The sequence below is a fragment of the Cupriavidus sp. WS genome (assembly GCF_000395345.1).
In the GTDB taxonomy this organism is placed as follows: Bacteria; Pseudomonadota; Gammaproteobacteria; order Burkholderiales; family Burkholderiaceae; genus Cupriavidus; species Cupriavidus basilensis_B.
This window is the reverse complement of sequence record NZ_AQPL01000044.1, coordinates 1-22,409: the sequence shown is the minus strand read 5'-3', so window position 1 is coordinate 22,409 and position 22,409 is coordinate 1. Positions and strand designations below refer to the sequence as shown.

Below are 22,409 nucleotides of genomic sequence, written 5' to 3'. Positions count from 1 at the left end.
CTCGCAAGACATTCGAGGCCATTGTTGCCTTGCAATGTTCTGCCTGTCAATGCGGAAAACTGCGCGGGCGCAAGGCACCGGCAGATTGCGCCGGGCGCGCCCCGGAACCGGGCCCGCCGCGCGAAGGGGCGAGCTTGCCCGAGGAGGATGACGTTCTGATGTATATCGTTGCGATCGGCTGGCTCTACGTGGTGCTGATGATGGCCATCACCGAGCATACCGTGGTGGCGGGCGTGGCCACCTTCGTGTTTTATGGCCTGGGGCCGGTTGCCATCCTGGTGTACATCATGGGCACGCCGGGCCGCCGCCGGCGCCGCAAGGCCGAGGAAGCGAAAGCGGAAAAAGCGGCGGCGGCGGACGCCGCGGATGCCGCCGCGCCCGCGGACACGCCTGCCGGCGCGGCGCAGGCACCACGCGAATGAAGCAGCAGGGGTTCAGCCTTCCAGCCAGGCCAGGCTGGCCATGCGGCCGGTGACGCCATCGCGCCGGTAGGAATAGAAGCGCTGCGCGTCGGTGACGGTGCAGGCCTCGCCGCCGTGGACGTCGAGGCAGCCGGCCCGGGCCAGCCGGGTCCGCGCCAGCGCGTAGATGTCGGCGAAGTACTTGCCCGGCGCGCCGGGACGGAAGGCCGCGCCGACCTGCGCGATCTCCGCCGGCCGCGCCGCGTCGAGGAAGGCCTGCCGCACTTCCGCCCCCACTTCGAACGCCGCCGGCCCGATGGCCGGGCCGAGCCACGCCAGCCATTGCGGCCGCGGCCCCGCCTGCGCGCTCATGCGCGCCAGCGCGGCCTCGATCACGCCCGCGCACAGGCCGCGCCAGCCCGCGTGCGCGGCGCCGACCACGGTGCCGGCGCGGTCGCACAGCAGCACCGGCAGGCAATCGGCGGTCATCACCGCGCAGACGCGCCCCGGCGCCGTGGCGATGCTGGCGTCGGCCTGCGGCACCGCGCCGCCCGAGGCAAACTGGTCGGCGGTCGCGACCGCGCAGCCATGCACCTGCTCCAGCCACGCTGGCGCCGACGGCAGCCGCGCGGCCAGGCGCGCCCGGTTGGCGGCCACGGCCGCGGGATCGTCGCCCACGTGCGTGCCCAGGTTGAGCCCGCCGCGGCTGCCGTCGGCGAGGCCGTAGGGCGCGCCGCTGACGCCGCCCTGGCGCGTGGTGGACAGCGCGCGCACGCGCGCCGGCGCCGGCCAGTCCGGCACCAGCCAGTCCGCCTCGGTCGATGCCGGGTCGGTCGATGCCGGCTCAGTCGTCATCGCCGTACACCCACACGCCGTCTTCGCCCTCGACCCAGCCGTCATCGTCATCATCGTCGCCGGTGCCTTCGAAGTCGAGCACGTCGATCAGCGCCTGCAGGTCTTCGGGCGGCGGCGCCTCCCAGGACATGTCCTTGCCCGTCACCGGGTGCACCAGCCCGAGCCGGAAGGCATGCAGCGCCTGGCGGTCCAGCGGCCGCGGCAGCGGCGCCTTGATGGCCGGGCGCTGGCCGCGCCGGGTGGCGGCGCGGTGGTAGACCGGATCGCCCAGCAGCGGATGGCCGATGGATTCGAAATGCACGCGGATCTGGTGCGTGCGGCCGGTTTCGAGCTGGCACATCACCATCGAGACATGACCGCGGCCCAGCGGCACCGTGCCCAGCGTGCGGAAATGCGTGCGCGAGGGCTTGCCGCTGTTGGTCAGCACCACGCCCATGCGCGTGCGCTCGCGCGGGTCGCGGCCGATCGGCGCGTCGATGGTGCCGGAATCGGGCGTGGTCCCCCACACCAGCGCCAGGTAGCGCCGCTTGACGGTGCGCGCCTGCAGCTGGCGCACGAGGTCGGTCTGCGCGGTCAGCGTGCGCGCCACCACCATCAGGCCGGTGGTTTCCTTGTCGAGCCGGTGGACGATGCCGGCGCGCGGCAGCCCGACCGCTTCGGGATAGCGGTGCAGCAGGCCGTTGAGCACGGTCCCGCCCCAGTTGCCCGCGGCCGGGTGGACCACCAGCCCGGCGGGCTTGTTGATGACCAGCAGCGCGGCGTCCTCATACACCACGTCCAGCTCGACGTCCTCGGCCACGAAGGCGCGCGATTCCGGCGCGGCCTGCGGCCTCACCTCGATGCGCTCGCCCATCTGCACGGCGTCGCGCGAACGGCGCGGCGCACCGTTGACCAGCACCGAGCCGCCCTCGATCCATTGCTGCAGGCGGCTGCGGGAGAAGCCGCCGAGATGGCGGGCCAGCAGTTTGTCGAGGCGCTCTCCATGTGAAGCGCTGTCGACATCGAACGAGACCGGCTGCATCTCCGTCTCGATCGGCGTGAGCGGCGCGCCGGGCGGCAGGCCGCCCAGCGCGGCCACGTCGACGAGGTCTTCCAGGTCCTCCACCTCGTTCAAGGCGTCGGCCGGATCCGCGGCGCGCGGCGTGGTGCCCTTGGCGGCGGTTTCCGGCAAGGGGCTTGGGCTATAATGCTTGACGCTATTTTTCATCCGGGATACGTTGCCCATGCAATTGATGAGCATGAAGCGCGCCAGTTGGCGCGCAAGAATTGGAGCGATTCTGCTCGCAGGCGGCTGCGTCATGCTGTCGGCATGCGGCCTGCTGTCGGATCAACCAGACGAGACTGCCGGCTGGTCGGCCAACAAATTATATTCGGAAGCCAAGGACGCTCTCGATTCAGGTGACTTTACCCGCGCGGTCAAGCTGTACGAAAAGCTCGAAAGCCGCTATCCGTTCGGCCGTTTCGCGCAGCAGGCGCAGATCGATACCGCCTACGCCAACTACAAGGACGGCGAGACTGCCGCCGCGCTGGCCTCGGTGGACCGCTTCATCCAGTTGCACCCGAATCACCCGAACATCGATTATGCCTACTATCTCAAGGGCCTGATCAACTTCAACGACAACCTCGGGTGGCTTGGCCGTTTCTCGGGCCAGGATCTCAGCGAGCGCGACCCGAAGGCCGCGCGCGCCGCGTATGATGCCTTCAATACGCTGATCACGCGCTTCCCGGAAAGCAAGTACGCCCCGGATGCCGCCGCGCGCATGCAGTACATCGTGAACTCGCTGGCCCAGCACGAGGTCCACGCGGCACGCTACTACTACCGCCGCGGAGCCTACCTGGCCGCCGCCAACCGCGCCCAGCAGGCCCTCAAGGACTATGACGGCGCGCCGGCCAACGAGGAAGCGCTGTACATCATGATCCGCAGCTACGACTCGCTGGGCATGAAGGATCTGCGCGACGACACCGCGCGCGTGATGGAAAAGAACTTCCCGAACAGCGATTACATCAAGTACGGCGAGCGCCGCAAGGACAAGTCCTGGTGGGAAGTGTTCTGAACGGCAGCCAGCGCTGACGAAAAAGCCCGATTCCGATCGGGCTTTTTCTTGCCTGCGCGCCCGCCCGCGCGCGTCCTACGCGGCGGGCGCTTCGCCGCCGGATTCGCCGCCGGATTCGCCGCCGGCGCCGCTTTCCGCCTGATCCGCCTTCCCCGCATCCTCTGCCGCCAGTCCGCTCCCGCCGCGCAGCGACTCCAGGAAATGGATCACCGTGTCCGCCTCGCGCGTGCGCTTGAACGGCGGCAGGCTCTGCCAGATCTGGCGGCCGTAGGGCTTCTCCACCAGCCGGGTATCGCAGATCACCAGCACGCCGCGGTCGGTTTCCGAGCGGATCAGGCGCCCGGCGCCCTGCTTGAGCGTGATCACCGCGTGCGGCAACTGATGCACGGCGAACGGGCTCAGCCCCTTCTTCTGCAGCACTTCCATGCGCGCGGCCAGCACCGGGTCGTCGGGCGGCGCGAACGGCAGCTTGTCGATGATGACCAGCGACAGCGCCTCGCCGCGCACGTCGACGCCTTCCCAGAAGCTCTGGCTGCCGACCAGCACCGCGTTGCCGAGCTCGCGGAAGCGGTCCAGCAGCTCGGTGCGGCTGGCCTGGCCCTGCACCAGCAGCGGCAGTTCCAGCCCGCGCTCGGCGAAGGCGTCGTAGAGCAGGTCCGAGGCGCGCTGCACCGCGCGCAGCGTGGTGCACAGCAGGAAGGCGCGCCCGCCGGCGGCCTCGATCAGCGGCAGCGCGGCCTGCACCACGGCGTCGGTGAACTGCGGCGACTGCGGCGCCGGCAGGTCGCGCGGCACGTAGAGCAGGCCTTGCTCGGCATAGTCGAACGGGCTCGGCAGCGTGAGCGATTTCTCCTTGTCCAGCCCGAGCTGCGCGGCGTAGTGGCTGAAATTGCCCTTCACCGACAGCGTGGCGGAGGTGAAGACCCAGGCGCGCGGATGCCCCTCGCGCTGGCGCGTGAAGATCGGCGCGATCGACAACGGCGTGCGGTGCAGCTGCACGGTGTGCGAAAACACCTCCACCCAGCGCACGGTGTCCGGCCCGAAGGCGGCTTCCGGCGTGGCGCCATCGGCACCCTCGGCGCCCTCGCCGCCGGCCGGGGCCGGGGCCGGTTTCGGCGCGGCCTTGGCGTCGCTGCGCCACGCGGCCAGGCGCTGCTCCAGCTCCACCGCGCGCCGGTGGCACTGCTCCAGCGATTCGGCGCGCTCGGCCTGGCTCTCGAGCAGGGCCACGAAATCCGCCAGCGCGCTTTCCAGCGCGTCCAGCGTCTCGAAGAACGGCTTGCCGATGCGCGGATCGGCCTCGACCTGGCTGACCGCCAGGCGCACGTTGTCCTTGCTGAAGGCCAGCCGCAGGTCGCGCGCGGCGCGTTCCAGCGGCGCGGCCATGCGCACCCAGTCCGCCGCGTCGCGCGCATGCGAGAGGCCCTCGGCCACGGTGTCGCGCGCGATCTCCAGCAACTGGCTGGTGGACAGGCTCTCGCCGAAGAACAGCGTGGCGGTTTCCGGCAACTGGTGCGCTTCGTCGAAGATCACGGTGTTGGCCGCCGGCAGCAGTTCGGCCATGCCGGTATCGCGCAGCACCACGTCGGCGAAGAACAGGTGATGGTTGACCACCACGATGTCGGCCTGCTGCGCCTCCTTGCGCGCGCGCATGACGAAGCACTCCTTGTACTGCGGGCACTCCGTGCCGAGGCAGTTGTCGCGCGTCGACGTGACCAGTTGCCAGACCGGCGCGTTCTCCGGCACCGAGGCCAGCTCCGCCTTGTCGCCCGACGCCGTGACCTTGGCGAAGCTGGCGATCTCGCGCAGCCAGGCCGCATCCTGGCGCGACGCCAGCCGGCCCTGCGCCTCGGCCCGCTCCAGGTGGTAATGGCACAGGTAGTTGGCCCGTCCCTTGAGCAGCGACACCGACACCGGCACGTTGAGCGCGCGCCGCACCGTGGGAATGTCGCGCAGGAAAAGCTGGTCCTGCAGGTTCTTGGTGCCGGTGGAGAGGATCACCTTGCCGCCCCACAGCATCGCCGGCACCAGGTAGGCGAAGGTCTTGCCGGTGCCGGTGCCGGCCTCGACGATGACCGTGTCGCTGCGCTCGATGGCGCCCGCCACGGCCGCGGCCATGCGCTCCTGCGCGTCGCGCGGGCGGTAGCCGTCGATGGCCTGCGCCAGCGTGCCGGTCCTGGCGAAGATGGTGGCCAGCTGCGCCGCGTGGGCGGCCGCCTGGTCGACCTGGCCCGCCGGCACGGCGGCGGCGCCTTCGGAGACGCCGGAGGCGTCGGGCGTGGCCGCGAGCGTATCGGGCATGTCGGCGGTGTCGGGGAGATCTTCGGAGGCAGGCAAGGCGGGGCTTTCTGGCGAGCCGGCTCGGCGCCGGCCCGTGGATGAGAGGGATGAAGAGATCGGGAGGTCGGAAAGGTCGATCGGCGGGCGCTCAGGCGGGCACGTCCGGCTCGAGCTGAAGCTGGAGCAGCGTAATCGCATCCTTGAGCTTGAGGCGGCGCTTCTTCAGGCGCCGCATCTGCAGTTCGTCGTGCACGGCGTCGGCCGCCATGCGGTCGATCAGGTAGTCCAGGTCGCGGTGCTCGATCTGCAACTCCATGATCTGCCGCGCTAGGGTATTCAGGTTGCGGTCCATAGGCTCCCCCTGCTCAAGGCCGGCGCTGCGCCGGCGGCGCCGGCATGGTGTCGGGCACCGGCTGTTGTCGCCAATCGTGGCCTGTCATGGCCTGTTGCTGCCTGTCCTGGCCGGCATTGCCCCCGGCCCCGGGCGCGGCTCGCGCCGCTCAGAAGCCGAAGGGCCGCGGCGCCGAGCCCTGCCCTTGCTGCTGTTCCTTGGCCTTGGCGCGGCGCTCGTCGAGGTCCTTCTGCCGCTGCTCGGCGTCGCGCTGCTTGGCGTCGAAGGCCTTGACGTTCTCCTGCCGCTGCTGGGCCTTTTGCGCGCCCTGCTCCTGCGCCTGCTTCACGCGGGCATCGAAATCCGCCTGCTTCTTGTCGTAGGCCTGCGCGTTGGCGGCGCGCTGCGGCGCGCCCGCCGCGTGCTCGGCGTCGCGCAACTGCTGCTCCTGCTGCTTGCGCTCGAAGCTCTCGCGGCTGGCCTGCTCGTTGGCCTCGCGCTTGGGCTGGTCGGCCTCGTATTCGGCGCGCTGGATGGCCTGCTGGCGATCGCGCTCGACCGCCTTGAAGGCACGCTCGGCCTCGCCGACTTCCAGTTCCCGCTTGCGCAGCACCTGCAGCTCGGCGCGCTGCTCGTCCTTGGCCTTGTCGAGGCAGTGGGTGACGAAGAACTTGCTGTAGCAGTCGTGCGCGGCCTGCCCGTAGCGGTAGTTGGTCCATTCGCGCGAGTCGCCGATGGCCTTGCGCTCGGCGGCAAAGTCCCGGGGCGGCGCCTGCGGCGCGGTGGCCTCGGGTGCCGCTGCGGGCGCCTGCGCCATGCCGGGCACGGGGCATAGCCAAGCCGCCGCGAGGGCGGCCAGCACGATGCGCCGCGCCCGCGGCAGGCGGGGCGCGCGGGCCACCGCGCGGGTGGCGCGGGGGGCGGGGAACGCGGCCGGATGAGCGGCCGGATGTGGCTTGACGATCATGCCCCGATTCTATCACCCGGCCTGCCTCCTGCCGCGCCGCCGGCGCGCGCGTGCCGCGGCACGGCGCGTGCGGCCGCGCGCCGCGTCGCGGCGCTGCGCGCTTGTGGCAAAATGCCCCGCTTTCGACTGACTGTTTTCCTGATGTCCAATCTGCCAGCTTCCGTCACGCAAAAGATCGTGTCGCTCATCGCGGCCGAACTGTCCGTCCAACCCCGCCAGGTGGCAGCGGCCGTAGCACTGCTCGACGAAGGCGCGACCGTGCCCTTTATTGCCCGCTACCGCAAGGAAGTGACCGGCAACCTTGACGACACGCACCTGCGCACGCTGGAAGAGCGCCTGCTCTATCTGCGCGAGATGGAAGAGCGCCGCGCCGCCATCCTCGCCTCGGTCGAGGAACAGGGCAAGCTCACGCCCGAGCTGCGCGCCGCCATCGAAGGCGCCGAGACCAAGCAGACGCTGGAAGACCTCTACCTGCCCTACAAGCCCAAGCGCCGCACGCGCGCCCAGATCGCGCGCGAATGCGGGCTGGAGCCGCTGGCGCAGGCGCTGCTGGCCGACCCCACGCTGGACCCGCAGGCCGAGGCCGCCAAGTACGTCAACGGCAATCCCACCGCCGACGGCGGCGTGCCCGACGCCAAGGCCGCGCTGGACGGCGCGCGCGACATCCTCTCCGAGCAGTTCGGCGAGACCGCCGAGCTGCTCGGCAGGCTGCGCGAGCACCTGTGGAGCAACGGCCTGGTGAGCTCGTCGGTGATGGAAGGCAAGGAAGGCGCGGAGGAAGAAAAATTCCGCGACTACTACCAGTACAGCGAAACCATCCGCACCGTGCCGTCGCACCGCGCGCTGGCGCTGTTCCGCGGCCGCAACGCGGGCGTGCTGATGGTCAAGCTGGGGCTCGGCGAAGAGCAGGACGCGCTGGTGCCGCATCCGTGCGAAGGCATGATCGCGCGCCATTTCGGCATCCAGAACCAGAACCGCCCCGCCGACAAATGGCTCGGCGACGTGTGCCGCTGGTGCTGGCGCGTCAAGGTGCAGCCGCACCTGGAAACCGAACTGCTGACGCAGTTGCGCGAGACCGCCGAGAGCGAGGCCATCAAGGTGTTCGGCCGCAACCTGCACGAGCTGCTGCTGGCCGCGCCGGCGGGCCCGAAGTCCGTGATGGGCATCGACCCGGGCATCCGCACTGGCTGCAAGATCGCCGTGGTCGACACCACCGGCAAGCTGCTCGACACCGCCACCATCTACCCGCACGAGCCGCGCCGCGACTGGAACGGCTCGCTCGCCACGCTGGCGCGCATGGCGAAGCAGCACAACGTGATGCTGGTCTCGATCGGCAACGGCACCGCCAGCCGCGAGACCGACAAGCTGGTGCAGGACCTGATGAAGCAACTGCCCGAAGCCAAGCTGACCAAGATCGTGGTCAGCGAGGCCGGCGCCTCGGTCTACTCGGCATCCGAACTGGCGGCCAAGGAATTCCCCGACCTCGACGTGTCGATCCGCGGCGCGGTCTCGATCGCGCGCCGCCTGCAGGACCCGCTCGCGGAACTGGTCAAGATCGACCCCAAGTCCATCGGCGTGGGCCAGTACCAGCACGACGTCAACCAGCGCGAGCTGGCGCGCGCGCTCGATGCCGTGGTGGAGGATTGCGTCAACGCCGTGGGCGTGGACGTCAACACCGCCTCGGCGCCGCTGCTGGCGCGCGTGTCGGGCCTGAACTCGGTGCTGGCGCGCAATATCGTCGAGTACCGCGACGCCAACGGCGCCTTCCCCAACCGCGACGCGCTGAAGAAGGTGCCGCGCCTGGGCGACAAGACCTTCGAGCAGGCCGCCGGCTTCCTGCGCATCAACGACGGCGACAACCCGCTGGACCGCTCCTCGGTGCACCCGGAAGCCTATCCCGTGGTCACGCGCATCCTCGACCACATCAAGAAGGGCCTGCGGGACGTGATGGGCAACCGCGAAGCGCTGCGCGGCCTCTCGCCGACGGCCTTCACCGACGAGACCTTCGGCCTGCCGACCGTGCGCGACATCCTCGCCGAGCTGGAAAAGCCCGGCCGCGATCCGCGCCCCGAGTTCAAGACCGCCACCTTCCAGGACGGCGTGGAGGACATCAAGGACCTGCAGCCCGGCATGGTGCTCGAAGGCGTCGTCACCAACGTGGCCGCGTTCGGCGCCTTCGTCGACATCGGCGTGCACCAGGATGGCCTGGTCCATATCTCGGCGCTGTCCTCCAAGTTCGTCAAGGATGCGCACGAGGTGGTCAAAGCCGGCCAGATCGTCAAGGTCAAGGTGATGGAAGTGGACGTCAAGCGCAACCGCATCGGCCTGAGCATGCGCCTCGACGACGAACCGGGCCAGGCCCTGGCGCGCGCCGGCCAGGGCGAGCGCGGCAATGGTCCGCGCCAGGGCCAGAACAAGAGCTTCGGCGGCGGCCGCCGCGAAACCGAGCCGGCCGGCGCGATGGCGGCGGCGTTCGCCAAGCTCAAGCGCTGAACGCGCGGGGCGGAAGAACGCCCTCCAGGCCGCAGATTACCGAGGCTGTCTCCCCTCTCCCGCCTGCGTGAGAGGGGAGACAGCCTTCGGCAATATGACGGCGCGCCAGCAATCCGAAAACACCCTCACTGCCCTCCTCTCCCGCCCATCAGACTGGACCGCCCGATCACCGTCGCCGTCTTCTCCGGCGGCGCCGGGTCCGAGAAGCCGGCCGCCTCGATGGCGGGCGTCAGTTGCCGCAGGCCGGCGTTCCTGCGCGTGCTGCGCAGCGATTCCATGCCGTCGTTCCATGCGTGCAGCATCTGCTTGGCCACGCCGCGCCAGCGCGGCTCGTTGCGCGATGCCTCGATGAGTTCGTGGCCCACCGCCACCGCCGAATCGCACAGCGCCTCGACCATCGCCGCGTAGCGACGCGGCGGGATGCCCATGCGCGTGTTCAGCAGCCGCTCCAGCGTCTTGCCCGCGGCCCAGGTCTTGCGCCCGTCGATGAACAGGCCCGGCGGGTTGCTGGCGAAACGCGGGTAGGCCTGGGTGGTGACGATGTCGTAGACCGGGCTGAACCTCACGTCGTCCACGCCCGAGTAGTACAGCGCGATGTTCTTGGCGTGGCAGTCGGCATTGCGCACCACGTAGTTGACCAGCAGGTGCCAGGCCAGGTGCTCCATCTGCGCGTGCAGCGCGTCGCGCGCGAGGTAGGCGCGCGACGCGGCCAGCACCTTCTCCGTGGTGGCCGCGTATTTCTCGTGCGGCGGCAGCCCCAGCAGGCTGCACATGTCTTCCACGCCGTAGACCGGCAGGCCGTCCTTGTCCACGTCGAAGCGCTCCACCACCAGCGCGCGGCCGTCGTCCGACATGCGCGTGGCGGCAACCGGCACCGCCTGCAGGCGCGCCAGCACGCGCATCGAATAGAACTCGTTGAAGCCGAGGAACGGCGTGCTGTCGTCCGAGCCCTTGACGATGTAGCGGCTGGTGCGCAGCGTGGGCTTGCCCAGCGGCGCGGCCTGCGCGCCCTGCGCGTCCGGCGCGATGAACTTGGGCACCGCGCCCGAGATGGCGGCGCGCGCGTATTCCCTGACCAGCGCGGCGAAATGCGCCTCGGTGTTGTCGCCGTGCAGGATGCGCCGCACGTCCAGGCCCCGCAGTTCCGTGCCCGGCGCCACGCCCTCGGGCGTCACCGTGACGCGGCCGATGCCCATCGCGCCGACCACCGCCAGCAGCGACAGATCGGTGCCGTCCAGCAAGGGGCCGAACTGCTCGCGGATCAGGTTGAGCAGGAAGCCCTCGGGCAGGTTCTGGCGGAAGAAGGGATGAAGGTCGCGCGGCCAGCGCCACGGATCCTCGCGCACCGGCATGGCCAGCGAGACGAAATCCTGCGGCCGGGCCTCGGGCAGGTACCGCAGCACGTATTCGTCGCGCTCGCGGTAGAGCGTGGCGACCCGCCGCCGCATGACATGGACGTCGAGCCTCATTGCGGTGGCGCCTCGCGCTGCTCGGCCAGGATGTCGTCGAGCGTGCGGCCGTGGCCGTGCCTGACCGCCTTCAGGTCGTAGCCGGCCGATTCCAGCAGGCGCACCAGCGCGGACACGCTCATGTCGCCGCGCGCGAGGGTTTCCATGCGGGCGACGGTGGTGCGCGCCACGCCGGCGCGCTCGGCCAGTTCCTGCTGGGACAGGCCGGTTTCGCGGCGCACCTCGCGCAGCATCTCGCCGATGTCGGCCAGGGTCGTCATTCTGTAGCCTCCGGGCATCAAAACGGTTCGGATTCCGCTTTATTGTAGCCGGTGGGCGACAAAACGGTAGCCGAATTTTGATGCCCTAGGGCTACAGAAATTCCGTTTTCACGATATTCCGTAGCCCGCAGGCTACAGAAACGATCAGATCTCCACCTTCGTGCCCAGCTCCACCACGCGGTTGGCGGGGATCTGGAAGAAGTCCGAGGGCTTGGCGCCGTTCTGATGCATCCACGCGAACAGGCTTTCGCGCCACATCGACATGCCCGGCAGCTTGGACGGGATCACCGATTCGCGGGCGATGAAGAACGAGGTCTCCATCAGCTCGAAGGCCATGCCGAGCTTGCGCTGCGCGAGGTCCAGCACGCGCTGCACGTCGGGCGTTTCCTTGAAGCCGTACTCGGACTTGAGGATGAACACGCCGCCGCCGAGGTCCTTGCAGGTCAGGCGGTGGTCGTCGTCCACGTAGGGCACGTCGCGCGTGACGAAGCTCAGGAAGACCACGCGCTCGTGCAGCACGCGGTTGTGCTTGAGGTTGTGCAGCAGCGATACCGGCACCGATTCGGTATTGCCGGTCAGGAACACCGCGGTGCCCTCGACGCGATGGGGCGGGTGCGCCAGCAGGCCGCCGATGAACGGCTCGAGCGGGATGCCGTCCTCCAGGCTGCGGGCGCGCAGCAGCTTGCGGCCGCTGTGCCAGGTCATCAGCAGGAAGAACGCGGTGCCGCCCATCAGCAGCGGGAACCAGCCGCCTTCGGCGACCTTGAGCAGGTTGGCGGAGAAGAAGGCCAGGTCGACCAGCAGGAAGCTCACGCCGATCAGCGTGACCAGCACCGGGTTCCACTTCCAGACGTTGCGCATCACCACCGCCGCCAGGAAGGTGGTGATCACCATCGTGGTGGTCACGGCGATGCCGTAGGCGGCCGCCAGGTTGTCGGATTTCTTGAAGGCCACCACCACCGCCACCACCAGCACCAGCAGGATCCAGTTGATCACCGGCAGGTAGATCTGGCCGATCTCGGCGGCCGAGGTGTAGCGGATGCGCATGCGCGGCACGAAGCCGAGCTGGATCGCCTGGCTGGTCAGCGAGAACGCGCCCGAGATCACCGCCTGCGAGGCGATCACGGTGGCGCAGGTGGCCAGCAGCACCATCGGCAGCAGCAGCGCCTGCGGCACCATCAGGTAGAACGGGTTGCTGATCGCCTCGGGGTTGCGCAGCAGCATCGCGCCCTGGCCGAAGTAGTTCAGCATCAGGCAGGGCATCACCAGCACGAACCAGGCGAAGCGGATCGGGCGCCGGCCGAAATGGCCCATGTCCACGTACAGCGCCTCGGCGCCGGTCAGCACCAGGAACACCGAGCCCAGCACGATGAAGGCCTGCAGCGAATGCTCGGTCAGGAAGCGCACGCCGTAGAGCGGGTTGACCGCCAGCAGCACCGACGGCACGCCCGCCAGGTTGTACACGCCGAGCGCGCCCAGGGCCAGGAACCAGACGATCATGATCGGGCCGAACAGCTTGCCCACCGCGCTGGTGCCGCTGCGCTGGATCATGAACAGCGCCACCAGGATCACCAGGGTGATCGGAATCACGAAATGCGACAGGCCGGGCGCGGCGATCTCCAGCCCTTCCACGGCGGAGAGCACCGAGATGGCGGGCGTGATGACCGCGTCGCCGTAGAACATGCACGCGCCGAAGATGCCCAGCATCATCAGCATCTTGGCGGTGCGCGAGCGCGGCGAGGCGGTGCGCAGGGCCAGCGCCATCAGGGCCAGCACGCCGCCTTCGCCATCATTGTCGGCCCGCATGACGAACATCACGTACTTGATGGACACCACGATGGTCATGGCCCAGAACAGCAGCGAGATGATGCCCAGCACCGCGTCGCTGCTGAACGGAATGCCATGCTCGGTGCTGAAGCACTCCTTGAGCGAATACAGGGGGCTGGTACCGATATCGCCGAAGACGACGCCGATCGCGCCGATCACCAGTGCATGCTTGCTGGGACTTTCGACGAAATAATGACTGGTTGCGGTCTGGGTCATGGATAGGGGTCTGGTTTGAAAGGCTCGCGCAACGCGCCGGACGCCCGGGCCAGGGGGCCGGGACGGTCGGGACAAGCAAAACGGGCAAAAGCGGGCCGCTCGCGCTATTGCATTGCACAAACGCGCGCCATTCTAGATGAAGTGCCGGGTGACGACCACTGGGGAGCATCCTGCCTTGCAGAACCTGCCTGGTGCTGGTGACCGGGCAAGCATGCGAGCGAAGTCCCGCCCGGTCAAGCGCTTGCGCGCGCCGGCCCGCCGAATCCCGGCGCGGCCGCGCGCGGGCTGCGTTGCCGCATCGCCACACGAAATGGCTCATGGATCACAATCAAACGCCGAGATAACGATCCAGCGCGCCGGGCTGGGCGGCCAGCACGGCCGCCGGCCCGTCCATCACGACCAGCCCTTTTTCCAGCACCACCACGCGGTCGGCGTTGGCCAGCACGGCGCGGTAGTTGCGGTCCACCACCACCGAGGCGATGCCGGTGGCGCGCACGGTGGCGATCACCCGCCAGATCTCCGCCACGATGCGCGGCGCCAGCCCCTCGGTGGCCTCGTCCAGGATCAGGCAGTCGGGGTTGGTCATCAGCGCGCGCCCGATCGACAGCATCTGCTGCTCGCCGCCGGACAACTGCTGGCCGCCGTGGCCGAGGCGCTCCTTGAGGCGGGGGAACAGGTCCAGCACCCTCGCCTCGTCCCAGTCCTGCCGCCCGGACGGCCCCTTGCGCGCCGCCATCACGAGGTTCTCGCGCACCGACAGATTGGGAAAGATGCCGCGCCCTTCCGGCACGTAGGCCACGCCCAGGCGCGCCACCTCGTGCGGCTGCGCGCGCGAGACCTCGCGCCCGGCGGCGAAGATGGCGCCCTGGCGCTGCCGCACGTGCCCGAGCAGGGTCCGCAGCAGCGTGCTCTTGCCCATGCCGTTGCGGCCCAGCAGGCCCACCGTCTCGCCCCGCCCGACGCGGAAGTCGATGCCGCGCAGCACATGGCTGCTGCCATACCAGGCGTGCACGTCCGTGGCCGCGATGATCTCGCTCATGCCGCCTGCTCCCGGCCCGCGCCGCGGCGCGGTCCGCCTTCATGGCTGCCTCCGGCGCTTCCGTGCCCACCCTCTTCCGCGTCCCCTTCCGCGTCCTCCTCCCCCAGGTATGCCTGCCGCACCTCGCGGTTGAGGCGGATCGACGCGGGATCGCCCGAGGCGATCACGGTGCCGTTGACCATCACCGTGATGCGGTCCGCCACCGAGAACACCGCTTCCATGTCGTGCTCCACCAGCAGCACCGCGTGGCCGTCGCGCAGCGAGCGCAGCAGCGCCAGCATGCGCGCCGACTCCTCCGCGCCCATGCCGGCCAGCGGCTCGTCGAGCAGCAGCACGGTCGGCTGGGTGGCCAGGCACATGGCGACTTCGAGCTGCCGCTTCTGCCCGTGCGACAGCGCGGTGGCCACGGTGTCGGCGCACGCGGCCAGGCCAGCGCATTCCAGCGCCTCGTCGCCGAGCGCGCGGCTGGTGCGGCAGCGCTGCGCGCCCTCCCACAGCCGCCACGCGCGCTGGGCGCGCGACTGCGCCGCCAGGCGGCAGTTCTCGCGCACCGTCAGCGGCAGGAAGATGTTGTTGCGCTGGTAGCTGCGGCCGATGCCCGCGCGCGCCAGCCGCGGCTGCGCCCAGCCGGTCACGTCGCGCCCCTGCAATTGCAGCGAGCCCGCGGACGGCGGCAATTCGCCCGACAGCATGTTGATCAGCGTGGACTTGCCCGCGCCGTTGGTGCCGATCACGGCGTGGATCTCATGCAGGGCGAGGTCGATGTCCACCTCGCCCACCGCGGTAAGGCCGCCGAAGCGGCGCGTCAGCCTGCGCGCCGACAGGACCGGTGCGTTCATCGCGATTCTCCTTGTCCGCGGCGCGCCCGCGGCAGCGCCAGCACGCGCGCCAGGCTGACCAGCCCGTGCGGCAGCAGCGCCACCGCCACGATGATGAAGCCGCCCATCAGCAACTGCCAGTGCCGGGTCAGCGTGCTGAACCACTCCGCCAGCAGCACGAAGGAAAAGGCGCCCAGCACGGCGCCGGCCAGGCTGCCGGCGCCGCCCAGGATCACCATCAGCATGGCATTGCCGGACTGGTGCCAGGACGCGATCTCCGGATTGACGAAGCCATACTGGATCGCATACAGATAGCCCGCCAGCCCGGCGAAGGTGCCGGCCACCACGAACGCGCCGAGCTGGTAGCGGTAGGTGGCGTAGCCCGCCGCGCGCATGCGCTGCTCGTTGTGGCGGATGCCCACCAGCGCGTGGCCGAAGCGCGAGCGCAGCACCAGCGCCAGGCCCGCCACGGTGAGCACCAGCGCGCCGAGCACCAGCCAGTAGAAATGCGCGACGTCGTTGACGTCGAACGGGCGCGCGCCGAGCAGGTCGAATTCCGGCCGGAAATAGATATAGGTGCCGTCGCTGCCGCCCGCGATCCTGGTGTCGTGGAACACGAAGAACACCATCTGCGCGAACGCCAGCGTGACCATGATGAAATACACGCCGCGCGTGCGCAGCACCAGCGCGCCCACCACCAGCGCCAGCGCCGCCGCCGCGGCGAGCGCGCCGAGCAGCAGCAGCCAGCCGTTGCCGGGCCCGGCCTGCGGCGCCAGCATCGCGGTGGCATAGGCCGCCACCGCGAAATAGGCCGCGTGCCCCAGGCTGACCAGCCCGGCATAGCCGATCAGCAGTTGCAGCGACAGCGCGAAGATGGCCATGATCATGACCTTGCTGAGCAGCTCGATGTAGAAGCGCTGCCCCTGCTCTCCCAGCAGCAGCGGCAGCGCGGCCAGCAGCGCGAACAGCGCCAGCCAGCCCAGGCCGCCGCGCCACGGCGCCGCGCCCGCGCGCAGGCGCGGCGCGCCCTCCAGTGCATTGATGTCGCCCGGCATATGCCTACCCCGCCTTGAACAAGCCCTGGGGTTTCCAGAGCAGGATGAGTGCCATCAGCAGGTAGACCAGCACGCCCGAGGCCTCCTGCCAGAACACCTTGCCGAAGGTGTCGACGAATCCCAGCAGCAGCGACGCCACCAGGGCGCCCTTGACCGAGCCGATGCCGCCGATCACCACCACCACGAAGCACACGATCAGCACCTGCCCGCCCATGCCCGGGTAGACCGACGACACGGGCGCCGCGATCATGCCGGCCAGCACCGCCAGCGCCACGCCGAGCGCGAACACGAAGCGGTACAGCACCGTCACGTTGATGCCGAGCGACTGCACCATCTCGCGGTTGGTGGCGCCGGCGCGGATCATCATGCCCAGCCGCGTGCGGCGGATCACCACGTACATGGCCGCGGCCACCAGCAGGCACACCGCCGAGATGAACAGGCGGTAGACCGGGTAGGTCATCTCGTTGCCGATCGGCAGCGCCCAGTCGAGGAACGGCGGCACCGTCACGCCATGCACGTCGTCGCCCACCAGGATGCTGCGCATTTCCTCGAAGACCAGGATCAGGCCGTAGGTCATCAGCACCTGCTGCAGATGCTCGCGCTGGTAGAGATAGCTGAAGAACGCCCACTCCAGCACGTAGCCGAACGCCACCGCCAGCACGATGCCGAGCGGGATGGCGGTCAGCAGGCTGCCGGTCAGTCCGGCCAGCGTGAAGGCCAGGTAGGCGCCCAGCATGTAGAAGCTGCCGTGGGCGAGGTTGATCACGCCCATGATGCCGAAGATCAGGGTCAGGCCGCTGGCCACGAGGAACAGCAGCAAGCCGTACTGGATGCTGTTAAGGCACTGGATGAAGAAGGAAACGATGTCCATGCGGCAAGGCGGCAGCCCGGTTGCGAAACGAGGAAGGCGGGAAGAAGGACCGCGGGAAGACGGAACGCGCGAAGCAGGCCGGACCAGGACCGGGCCGCCGCGCCCGCGGCTGGCGCGAAGACGCGGCAGACGCGGCAGACGCGGCGCCGCGGCCCGGGCGCTCAGATCCGGCAGCCGCGCGCCGGGTCGGCCAGCGCCTTGACGGCGATGCCGCCGACCTTGTTCTCGCGGCCGTCGACCTTGCGCAGGTAGAAGTCCTGCACCGGGTTGTGCGCCTTCGACAGCGTGAACGAGCCGCGCGGGCTGTCCACCCGGGTCAGCTCCATCGCCTTGACCACTTCGGCCTTCCTGGTCATGTCGCCCTTGACCGCGCTGGCGCCGGCGGCCAGCAGCTGGGCCGCGTCGTAGCCCTGCACAGCGTACACGTCCGGCTGCAGCTTGTAGGTCTTGGCGTAGCCCAGGCGGAAGCTCTGGTCGCGCGGGTTGGCCAGGCCGTCGGCATAGTGCAGCGTGGTTTCCAGGCCCTGCGCGGCCGCGCCCTGCGCCTCCAGCGTGCCGTCGGTGAGGAAGCCCGAGGCGTAGAGCGGGATCTTTTCCTTGAGGCCCGCCGCGGCCCAGTCCTTGACGAACTTCACGGCGCCGCCGCCGGCGAAGAACACGAACACGGCGTCCGGCTTGATCGACGCCACCTCGGTGATGAGCGCCTGGAACTCGACGTTGGGGAACGGCAGGCTCAGTTCCTTCACCACCTTGCCGCCCTTGGCCTCGAAGGCTTCCTTGAAGCCCTTGACCGACTGCTCGCCGGCCGCGTATTTCCACGTCAGCGTGACCACGCGCTTCATGCCGCGCTCGGCCAGCACGTGGCCCATCGCGTAGCCGGGCTGCCAGTTCGAGAACGAGGAGCGGAAGATGTTCGGCCCGCACAGCGGCCCGGTGGCTTCGTCCACGCCCGCGTTGGGGATGATCAGCAGCGTGTTGTTTTCCTTGGCCACCTTGACGATGCCCATCTGCACGCCCGAATGGACCGTGCCCACCACCACGTCGACCTGGTCGCGCTTGATCAGCTTGCTGGCGTTCTCGGGCGCCTTGGCCGGATCGGATTCGTCGTCCACCTTGAAGTATTCGATCTCGCGCCCGCCGAGCCTGCCGCCCTGCTCCTGCACGTACATCCTGAAGCCGTTCTCGATGGCGTTGCCGAGCGAGGCGTAGGTGCCGGTGTAAGGCAGCATGAAGCCGACCTTGATCTTGCCGCTGCCCTGGGCGGCGGCGGTGCAGGCAAAGGATGCGGCGAAAGATGCGGCGATGGCAAGGCAAGCGGGGGCCAGCCCGCGCGCTGTGAAGCGATGCATGGACGTCTCCTGGTGGTCAAGCCGATTTCCGTCGCCGTGGCTGGCATCGCCGGACGGCGGGGTTGCCGCGGGCCGGCGCGCAGGGCGCGAAATTATTTTAGGTATGAAGTATGTGCCGTTATAAACCGGACCGCCGCCTCCGTCAACGGTCCCGGCTGGTCGCGGTGCGGGGAGTGTGCGCACCGCGCGAGTTTAAGCAGGACGGTTTGCGGCGCATATCGATGGATACCCTCGATCTGCATCATGGTCCCGTACTCGTCGTCCTCGCCCTGCACCGCCAGCACCGGGCAGCGCAGCTGCGGCAGCAGCGGGCGCAGGTCGAAGGCGCGGAAAGCGGGATCGAGCCAGATGTCGTTCCAGCCCCAGAAGGCGGAGTCCACGTCGTCGTGATGGCGCGAGAGCTTGCCGCGCAGGTCGGTGTTGAGGTAGGTCTCGCGCGTGGCGCGGATGCTCTCGACCGAGACGTCCTCGACCAGGATGTGCGGCGCCAGCACGGTGATGCCGTCCACCGCCTGCGGGAAGCTGGCCGCGTAGATCAGCGCGATCGAGCCGCCGTCGCTGTGGCCGAACAGCCAGGGCGCGCCGCGGCCGCGGCCGGGCCCGATGTCGAGCGCGTCGAACAGCGCGGGCAGCGCTTCGCGCGCCTGCCGGTGCATGAAATCGACGCCCCATTTTTCCTCGGCCGGGCGCGGCGTGGAGCGGCCATATCCGTAGCGCGACAGCACCAGTCCGCGGAAGTCGCCGGCCTCGCACAGCGCGGCGGGATAGTCGCGCCACAGGCTCACCGAACCCAGCCCCTCGTGCAGGAACACCAGCAGCGGCCGCGCCTCGCGCTGCGGCCTGAGCCACCGCACTTCCATGTGGATACGGCGCCCGTCGAAGGGAATCTCAACCAACTCGCTTTGCATGCCTCTTTGCCTCTGCTTCCGTTCTGTTGTCTTCAATCCGCTGCGTTCAGCCCGCCGCGCCGGCTTCCTCGCGCTGGCGCAGGCGGAAGCGCTGGATCTTGCCGGTGGCGGTCTTGGGCAGCTCCGCCACGCACTCGATCTGGCGCGGGTATTTGTAGGGCGCCAGCCGCGACTTGACGAAGGCCTGCAACTCGGCCGCCATGCCATCGTGCCAGCGCTGGCCCGGGCGCGGCACCACGAAGGCCTTGGGCTTGACCAGCCCGTCGGCATCGCTCACGCCGATCACCGCGGCCTCCAGTATCGCCGGGTGCTGGGCCAGCACGGCCTCCACCTCGAACGGCGAGACGTAGATGCCGCCGACCTTGAGCATGTCGTCGCTGCGCCCCGCGTAGATGAAATAGCCGTCGGCGTCCTGCCGGTACTTGTCGCCGCTGCGCGTCCACTCGCCCACGAAGGTGTCGCGGCTCTTGTCGCGGTTGCCCCAGTACATCAGCGCCGCGCTCGGCCCCTTAATGAACAGGTCGCCGATCTCGCCGGGCGCGCACGGCTGGCCGGCTTCGTCGAGCAGCTTCAGCTCGTAGCCCGGCACCGGCTTGCCGGTGGTGCCGTAGCGCACCTCGCCGGGCCGGTTCGACAGGAAGATGTGCAGCATCTCCGTGGAGCCGATGCCGTCGAGGATGTCGCAGCCGAAATGCGCGCGGTAGCGCTCGCCGATGTCCCGCGGCAGCGCCTCGCCGGCCGAGGTGCACACGCGCATCGACACCTGCGCGCGCGGCGGCAGCTCGGCCGCCGCCAGCATGCCGGCGTAGAGCGTGGGCACGCCGCAGAACACGGTCGGGCGCTGCTCGCAAAGACGGCGGAACACGGCCTGCGGCGTGGGGCGCTCGGCCATCAGCACGGTGGTGGCGCCGACCGACAGCGGGAAGGTCAGCGCGTTGCCCAGGCCGTAGGCGAAGAACAGCTTGGCCGCGGAGAACACCACGTCGTCCTCGCGCAGCGCGAGTATCTGGCGCGCGTAGAGATCGGCGGTATGGAACAGGTTGGCGTGCGTGTGCACGGTGCCCTTGGGGCGGCCGGTGGAGCCGGACGAATAGAGCCAGAAGGCGATGTCGTCGGGCCGCGTGGCGGCGGCCTGCGGCAGCGGCGCGCCCCGCGCCGCCATCGCGGCCACGCTGTCCGTATCGTCGCTCGCCTCGCCGTCCGCTTCGCCATCCGCGGGCGCGGCGAGGATGAAGGCCGGCGCGGTGCCCGCGCGGGCGGCGGCCTCGCGCAGCACGGCCGCCAGCGGCGCCGACACCACCACGGCGCGCGCGCCGCTGTGCTCCAGCATGTAGGCGTAGTCGTCGGCGGTCAGCAGCGTGTTGACCGCCACCGGCACCACGCCGGCCAGCAGGCTGCCGAGAAAGGCCGTGGGGAAATCGACGGTATCGAGCGCGCATAGCAGCAGGCGTTCCTCCGGGCGGATGCCGGACGCCAGCAGCGCCGAGGCGAAGCGGCGGCAGCGCGCATCGAGCGCCGCGTAGCCGAGCGCGCCGGCGTCGTCCACATAGGCGGTCTTGGCGCCGCGGCCGGCGGCGAGGTTGCGGCCGAGCAGGTCGGCGGCGGCGTTGTAGCGGGCCGGCAGCACGGCCACGGCCGCTCCGGCCGGCGCTTGCGGGGGGACCACTGGGGGCGTCATGTCTCCACTCCTCCAAGCCGTGCCCCGCCTTGTGCGCAAGGGCGGCGGGGTGGCGGCATCCGGTTGGTTCTTGGTCGGCAGCCTGCTTGTCTGCCTCTTTTGACAATGCATTTTATTGCATATAAATCATTATGCAATCAGAGAAATGCACTATATGGCAGGATCGATGCGTCGCTTATCATCGCCGCCCCCGACATATCGCAGCGGCCTTGCCGTTGCCGCTTGACCGGATGCCCGGGGCACCCCGCGCGGGAGAGCCACCCCATCGAAAAGCATTATTTTGCATATCACGAGACAAGCAAGAATGGAAAGCGCACATCCGGGCAGACCGTGCGCGCCTTGGCCGCAAAGACCTCCGGCAACGCGGGCATGGGAGATACCCGCAAGGTGTGCTTTAGTGCTTCCCTTGCGAAACATGGCACCTATAATGTTTCTCAAGAAACAGGAGCGAGGCGATGCAAACCAGGCAACTCCCCGAGCGCGATCCCGCCGGCGGTCCCGACCCCGGCACCACCCTGACCAAGGCGGTCATGCGCGCCGCCGGCTTTCTCGGCATCAGCCAGGCGGGCGTGGCCAGCGTGCTGGGCATCAGCACGGCCTCGGTGTCGCGCATGGCCTCCGGCGGCTATGTGCTCGACGCGCATCGCAAGGAATGGGAGTTCGGCGTGCTGTTCGTGCGCCTGTTCCGCTCGCTCGACGCCATCCTCGGCCACAGCGACCAGGCCCGCCTCTGGCTGGCCAACGAAAACCTGGCGCTCGGCGGCAAGCCGGGCGAACTGATCCGCACAACCGAGGGCCTGGTACGTGTCGTCCACTATCTGGATGCCACCCGCGGTCGCGTCTGAGCGCCGGCCGTTCGCGCTGACGCTCTGGCGCGCGGTGGAGGCGCAGCACGTGGTCTCGACCATGCCCCTGGTCGACAGCCTCGAGGAGCAGGCCGTGCTGGAGGCCGTGCTCGACGCCGGCAAGCCCGCCGTGCCGGCCGAGGCGCGCCATCTCCATTACCTGCTGTTCACGCCGTTCCGCTATCCGCCCTCGTCGTGGGGCTCGCGCTTTCGCGGCCCGCAGGACCCGGGCGTGTTCTATGGCGCCGAGCAGGTCCGCACCGCGTGCGCGGAGCTCGGCTACTGGCGCTGGCGCTTCCTGCGCGACAGCCCGGCGCTGCCGCGCATCGACGCGCGCCCGCACACGCTGTTCCAGGTCAGCGTGCGCACCGACGGCATCGCGCTCGACGCGCCGCCGCTGTCCGAGCACGCGGCCCGCTGGACCGACCCCGACCACTACGATGCCTGCCATGCGCTGGCGCGCGCCGCGCGCGAGGCCGGCCTCGGCATGATCCGCTACAGCTCGGTGCGCGATCCCGAGCACGGCCCCTGCGCCGCGCTGCTGACGCCGCGCGCGTTCGCCGAGCCGCAGCCGCTGACCACCACCACCTGGATGCTGACGGTGCGGCCCGACCGCGTGATCTGGCAGCGCGACGACCTGCTCCAGCGCGACAGCTTCCAGTTCCCCGCCGCGCCGTGGCAGGCGCCCGCCGC

General features: G+C 69.6%; 20 protein-coding genes. 5 read left to right on the top strand and 15 right to left on the bottom strand.

The genetic code is table 11. The features are described 5' to 3' along the window. Positions 1-158 precede the first annotated feature (158 nt). Entirely contained in the window at positions 159-422 is a 264-nt protein-coding gene (locus tag K206_RS0104530; protein ID WP_020201224.1) for a hypothetical protein, read from the top strand. A 12-nt stretch (positions 423-434) separates the two neighbouring features. Here K206_RS0104530 and pgeF read toward each other — a convergent pair whose 3' ends face one another. Then, on the bottom strand, positions 435-1,256 hold the full coding sequence (pgeF, locus tag K206_RS0104525) for a peptidoglycan editing factor PgeF (RefSeq protein ID WP_020201223.1): 822 nt from the start codon (positions 1,254-1,256) through the stop codon (positions 435-437). Next, positions 1,246-2,463 (bottom strand): RluA family pseudouridine synthase, encoded by a 1,218-nt coding sequence (locus K206_RS0104520; protein ID WP_043365461.1) that lies wholly within the window; start codon positions 2,461-2,463, stop codon positions 1,246-1,248. The genes pgeF and K206_RS0104520 overlap by 11 nt, the downstream gene beginning before the upstream one ends. A gap of 16 nt (positions 2,464-2,479) precedes the next feature. Between K206_RS0104520 and K206_RS0104515 the strand changes: the two genes are divergently transcribed. Next, the gene (locus tag K206_RS0104515; RefSeq protein ID WP_029043233.1) at positions 2,480-3,310 is read left to right on the top strand and encodes an outer membrane protein assembly factor BamD; all 831 of its coding nucleotides are present in this window, start codon (positions 2,480-2,482) and stop codon (positions 3,308-3,310) included. A gap of 75 nt (positions 3,311-3,385) precedes the next feature. Here K206_RS0104515 and K206_RS37495 read toward each other — a convergent pair whose 3' ends face one another. The 3 genes from K206_RS37495 to K206_RS0104500 form a co-directional block, all read right to left on the bottom strand. Further along, positions 3,386-5,611, bottom strand: coding sequence for an ATP-dependent DNA helicase (locus tag K206_RS37495; protein ID WP_052165783.1), 2,226 nt, complete (start codon positions 5,609-5,611; stop codon positions 3,386-3,388). A gap of 127 nt (positions 5,612-5,738) precedes the next feature. After that, positions 5,739-5,942: a YdcH family protein gene (locus K206_RS0104505; protein WP_020201219.1), complete on the bottom strand. Its 204-nt coding sequence runs from the start codon at positions 5,940-5,942 to the stop codon at positions 5,739-5,741. Positions 5,943-6,090: 148 nt separating this feature from the next. After that, positions 6,091-6,888 carry a hypothetical protein gene (locus K206_RS0104500; protein WP_020201218.1) on the bottom strand — a complete coding sequence of 266 codons (798 nt, stop codon included), beginning with the start codon at positions 6,886-6,888 and terminating at the stop codon, positions 6,091-6,093. A gap of 141 nt (positions 6,889-7,029) precedes the next feature. Here K206_RS0104500 and K206_RS0104495 point away from each other — a divergent pair, with 141 nt between their 5' ends. Beyond that, positions 7,030-9,381: a Tex family protein gene (locus K206_RS0104495; protein ID WP_020201217.1), complete on the top strand. Its 2,352-nt coding sequence runs from the start codon at positions 7,030-7,032 to the stop codon at positions 9,379-9,381. 125 nt (positions 9,382-9,506) lie between these two features. Here K206_RS0104495 and K206_RS0104490 read toward each other — a convergent pair whose 3' ends face one another. The 10 genes from K206_RS0104490 to K206_RS0104445 form a co-directional block, all read right to left on the bottom strand. Beyond that, complete coding sequence (locus tag K206_RS0104490) at positions 9,507-10,850, bottom strand: type II toxin-antitoxin system HipA family toxin (RefSeq protein ID WP_020423664.1); 1,344 nt, start codon at positions 10,848-10,850, stop codon at positions 9,507-9,509. Next, positions 10,847-11,110, bottom strand: coding sequence for a helix-turn-helix transcriptional regulator (locus tag K206_RS0104485; RefSeq protein ID WP_020201215.1), 264 nt, complete (start codon positions 11,108-11,110; stop codon positions 10,847-10,849). The genes K206_RS0104490 and K206_RS0104485 overlap by 4 nt, the downstream gene beginning before the upstream one ends. A 144-nt stretch (positions 11,111-11,254) precedes the next feature. Continuing rightward, positions 11,255-13,153, bottom strand: a complete 1,899-nt coding sequence (locus K206_RS0104480) for a potassium transporter Kup (protein WP_020201214.1) — start codon at positions 13,151-13,153, stop codon at positions 11,255-11,257. Between the two features lie 328 nt (positions 13,154-13,481). Then, on the bottom strand, positions 13,482-14,192 hold the full coding sequence (locus K206_RS0104475; RefSeq protein WP_020201213.1) for an ABC transporter ATP-binding protein: 711 nt from the start codon (positions 14,190-14,192) through the stop codon (positions 13,482-13,484). Then, positions 14,189-15,031 (bottom strand): ABC transporter ATP-binding protein, encoded by an 843-nt coding sequence (locus tag K206_RS37490; RefSeq protein WP_020201212.1) that lies wholly within the window; start codon positions 15,029-15,031, stop codon positions 14,189-14,191. The genes K206_RS0104475 and K206_RS37490 overlap by 4 nt, the downstream gene beginning before the upstream one ends. Beyond that, on the bottom strand, positions 15,028-16,065 hold the full coding sequence (locus K206_RS0104465; protein WP_020201211.1) for a branched-chain amino acid ABC transporter permease: 1,038 nt from the start codon (positions 16,063-16,065) through the stop codon (positions 15,028-15,030). The genes K206_RS37490 and K206_RS0104465 overlap by 4 nt, the downstream gene beginning before the upstream one ends. Before the next feature lie 4 nt (positions 16,066-16,069). Then, entirely contained in the window at positions 16,070-16,936 is an 867-nt protein-coding gene (locus K206_RS0104460; RefSeq protein ID WP_020201210.1) for a branched-chain amino acid ABC transporter permease, read from the bottom strand. 161 nt (positions 16,937-17,097) lie between these two features. Next, positions 17,098-18,285: an ABC transporter substrate-binding protein gene (locus K206_RS0104455; protein ID WP_020201209.1), complete on the bottom strand. Its 1,188-nt coding sequence runs from the start codon at positions 18,283-18,285 to the stop codon at positions 17,098-17,100. A gap of 92 nt (positions 18,286-18,377) precedes the next feature. Further along, on the bottom strand, positions 18,378-19,193 hold the full coding sequence (locus K206_RS0104450; RefSeq protein ID WP_020201208.1) for an alpha/beta fold hydrolase: 816 nt from the start codon (positions 19,191-19,193) through the stop codon (positions 18,378-18,380). 46 nt (positions 19,194-19,239) lie between these two features. Then, entirely contained in the window at positions 19,240-20,871 is a 1,632-nt protein-coding gene (locus tag K206_RS0104445; protein WP_029043223.1) for a benzoate-CoA ligase family protein, read from the bottom strand. A gap of 455 nt (positions 20,872-21,326) precedes the next feature. Between K206_RS0104445 and K206_RS0104440 the strand changes: the two genes are divergently transcribed. Together K206_RS0104440 and K206_RS0104435 are read left to right on the top strand one after the other, a co-directional pair. Continuing rightward, on the top strand, positions 21,327-21,716 hold the full coding sequence (locus K206_RS0104440) for an MbcA/ParS/Xre antitoxin family protein (RefSeq protein ID WP_020201206.1): 390 nt from the start codon (positions 21,327-21,329) through the stop codon (positions 21,714-21,716). Next, positions 21,676-22,409 (top strand): RES family NAD+ phosphorylase (locus K206_RS0104435; RefSeq protein WP_196812838.1); only part of this gene is annotated, 734 nt, incomplete at its 3' end. The genes K206_RS0104440 and K206_RS0104435, both read left to right, overlap by 41 nt.

Excerpts from the sequence above, each read along its gene's own strand:
- K206_RS0104530 (WP_020201224.1), top strand. The coding sequence starts at position 159 with ATGTATATCGTTGCGATCGGCTGGCTCTACGTGGTGCTGATGATGGCC.
- pgeF (WP_020201223.1), bottom strand. The coding sequence starts at position 1,256 with ATGACGACTGAGCCGGCATCGACCGACCCGGCATCGACCGAGGCGGAC.
- K206_RS0104520 (WP_043365461.1), bottom strand. The coding sequence starts at position 2,463 with ATGAAAAATAGCGTCAAGCATTATAGCCCAAGCCCCTTGCCGGAAACC.
- K206_RS0104515 (WP_029043233.1), top strand. The coding sequence starts at position 2,480 with ATGCAATTGATGAGCATGAAGCGCGCCAGTTGGCGCGCAAGAATTGGA.
- K206_RS37495 (WP_052165783.1), bottom strand. The coding sequence starts at position 5,611 with ATGCCCGATACGCTCGCGGCCACGCCCGACGCCTCCGGCGTCTCCGAA.
- K206_RS0104505 (WP_020201219.1), bottom strand. The coding sequence starts at position 5,942 with ATGGACCGCAACCTGAATACCCTAGCGCGGCAGATCATGGAGTTGCAG.
- K206_RS0104500 (WP_020201218.1), bottom strand. The coding sequence starts at position 6,888 with ATGATCGTCAAGCCACATCCGGCCGCTCATCCGGCCGCGTTCCCCGCC.
- K206_RS0104495 (WP_020201217.1), top strand. The coding sequence starts at position 7,030 with ATGTCCAATCTGCCAGCTTCCGTCACGCAAAAGATCGTGTCGCTCATC.
- K206_RS0104490 (WP_020423664.1), bottom strand. The coding sequence starts at position 10,850 with ATGAGGCTCGACGTCCATGTCATGCGGCGGCGGGTCGCCACGCTCTAC.
- K206_RS0104485 (WP_020201215.1), bottom strand. The coding sequence starts at position 11,110 with ATGACGACCCTGGCCGACATCGGCGAGATGCTGCGCGAGGTGCGCCGC.
- K206_RS0104480 (WP_020201214.1), bottom strand. The coding sequence starts at position 13,153 with ATGACCCAGACCGCAACCAGTCATTATTTCGTCGAAAGTCCCAGCAAG.
- K206_RS0104475 (WP_020201213.1), bottom strand. The coding sequence starts at position 14,192 with ATGAGCGAGATCATCGCGGCCACGGACGTGCACGCCTGGTATGGCAGC.
- K206_RS37490 (WP_020201212.1), bottom strand. The coding sequence starts at position 15,031 with ATGAACGCACCGGTCCTGTCGGCGCGCAGGCTGACGCGCCGCTTCGGC.
- K206_RS0104465 (WP_020201211.1), bottom strand. The coding sequence starts at position 16,065 with ATGCCGGGCGACATCAATGCACTGGAGGGCGCGCCGCGCCTGCGCGCG.
- K206_RS0104460 (WP_020201210.1), bottom strand. The coding sequence starts at position 16,936 with ATGGACATCGTTTCCTTCTTCATCCAGTGCCTTAACAGCATCCAGTAC.
- K206_RS0104455 (WP_020201209.1), bottom strand. The coding sequence starts at position 18,285 with ATGCATCGCTTCACAGCGCGCGGGCTGGCCCCCGCTTGCCTTGCCATC.
- K206_RS0104450 (WP_020201208.1), bottom strand. The coding sequence starts at position 19,193 with ATGCAAAGCGAGTTGGTTGAGATTCCCTTCGACGGGCGCCGTATCCAC.
- K206_RS0104445 (WP_029043223.1), bottom strand. The coding sequence starts at position 20,871 with ATGACGCCCCCAGTGGTCCCCCCGCAAGCGCCGGCCGGAGCGGCCGTG.
- K206_RS0104440 (WP_020201206.1), top strand. The coding sequence starts at position 21,327 with ATGCAAACCAGGCAACTCCCCGAGCGCGATCCCGCCGGCGGTCCCGAC.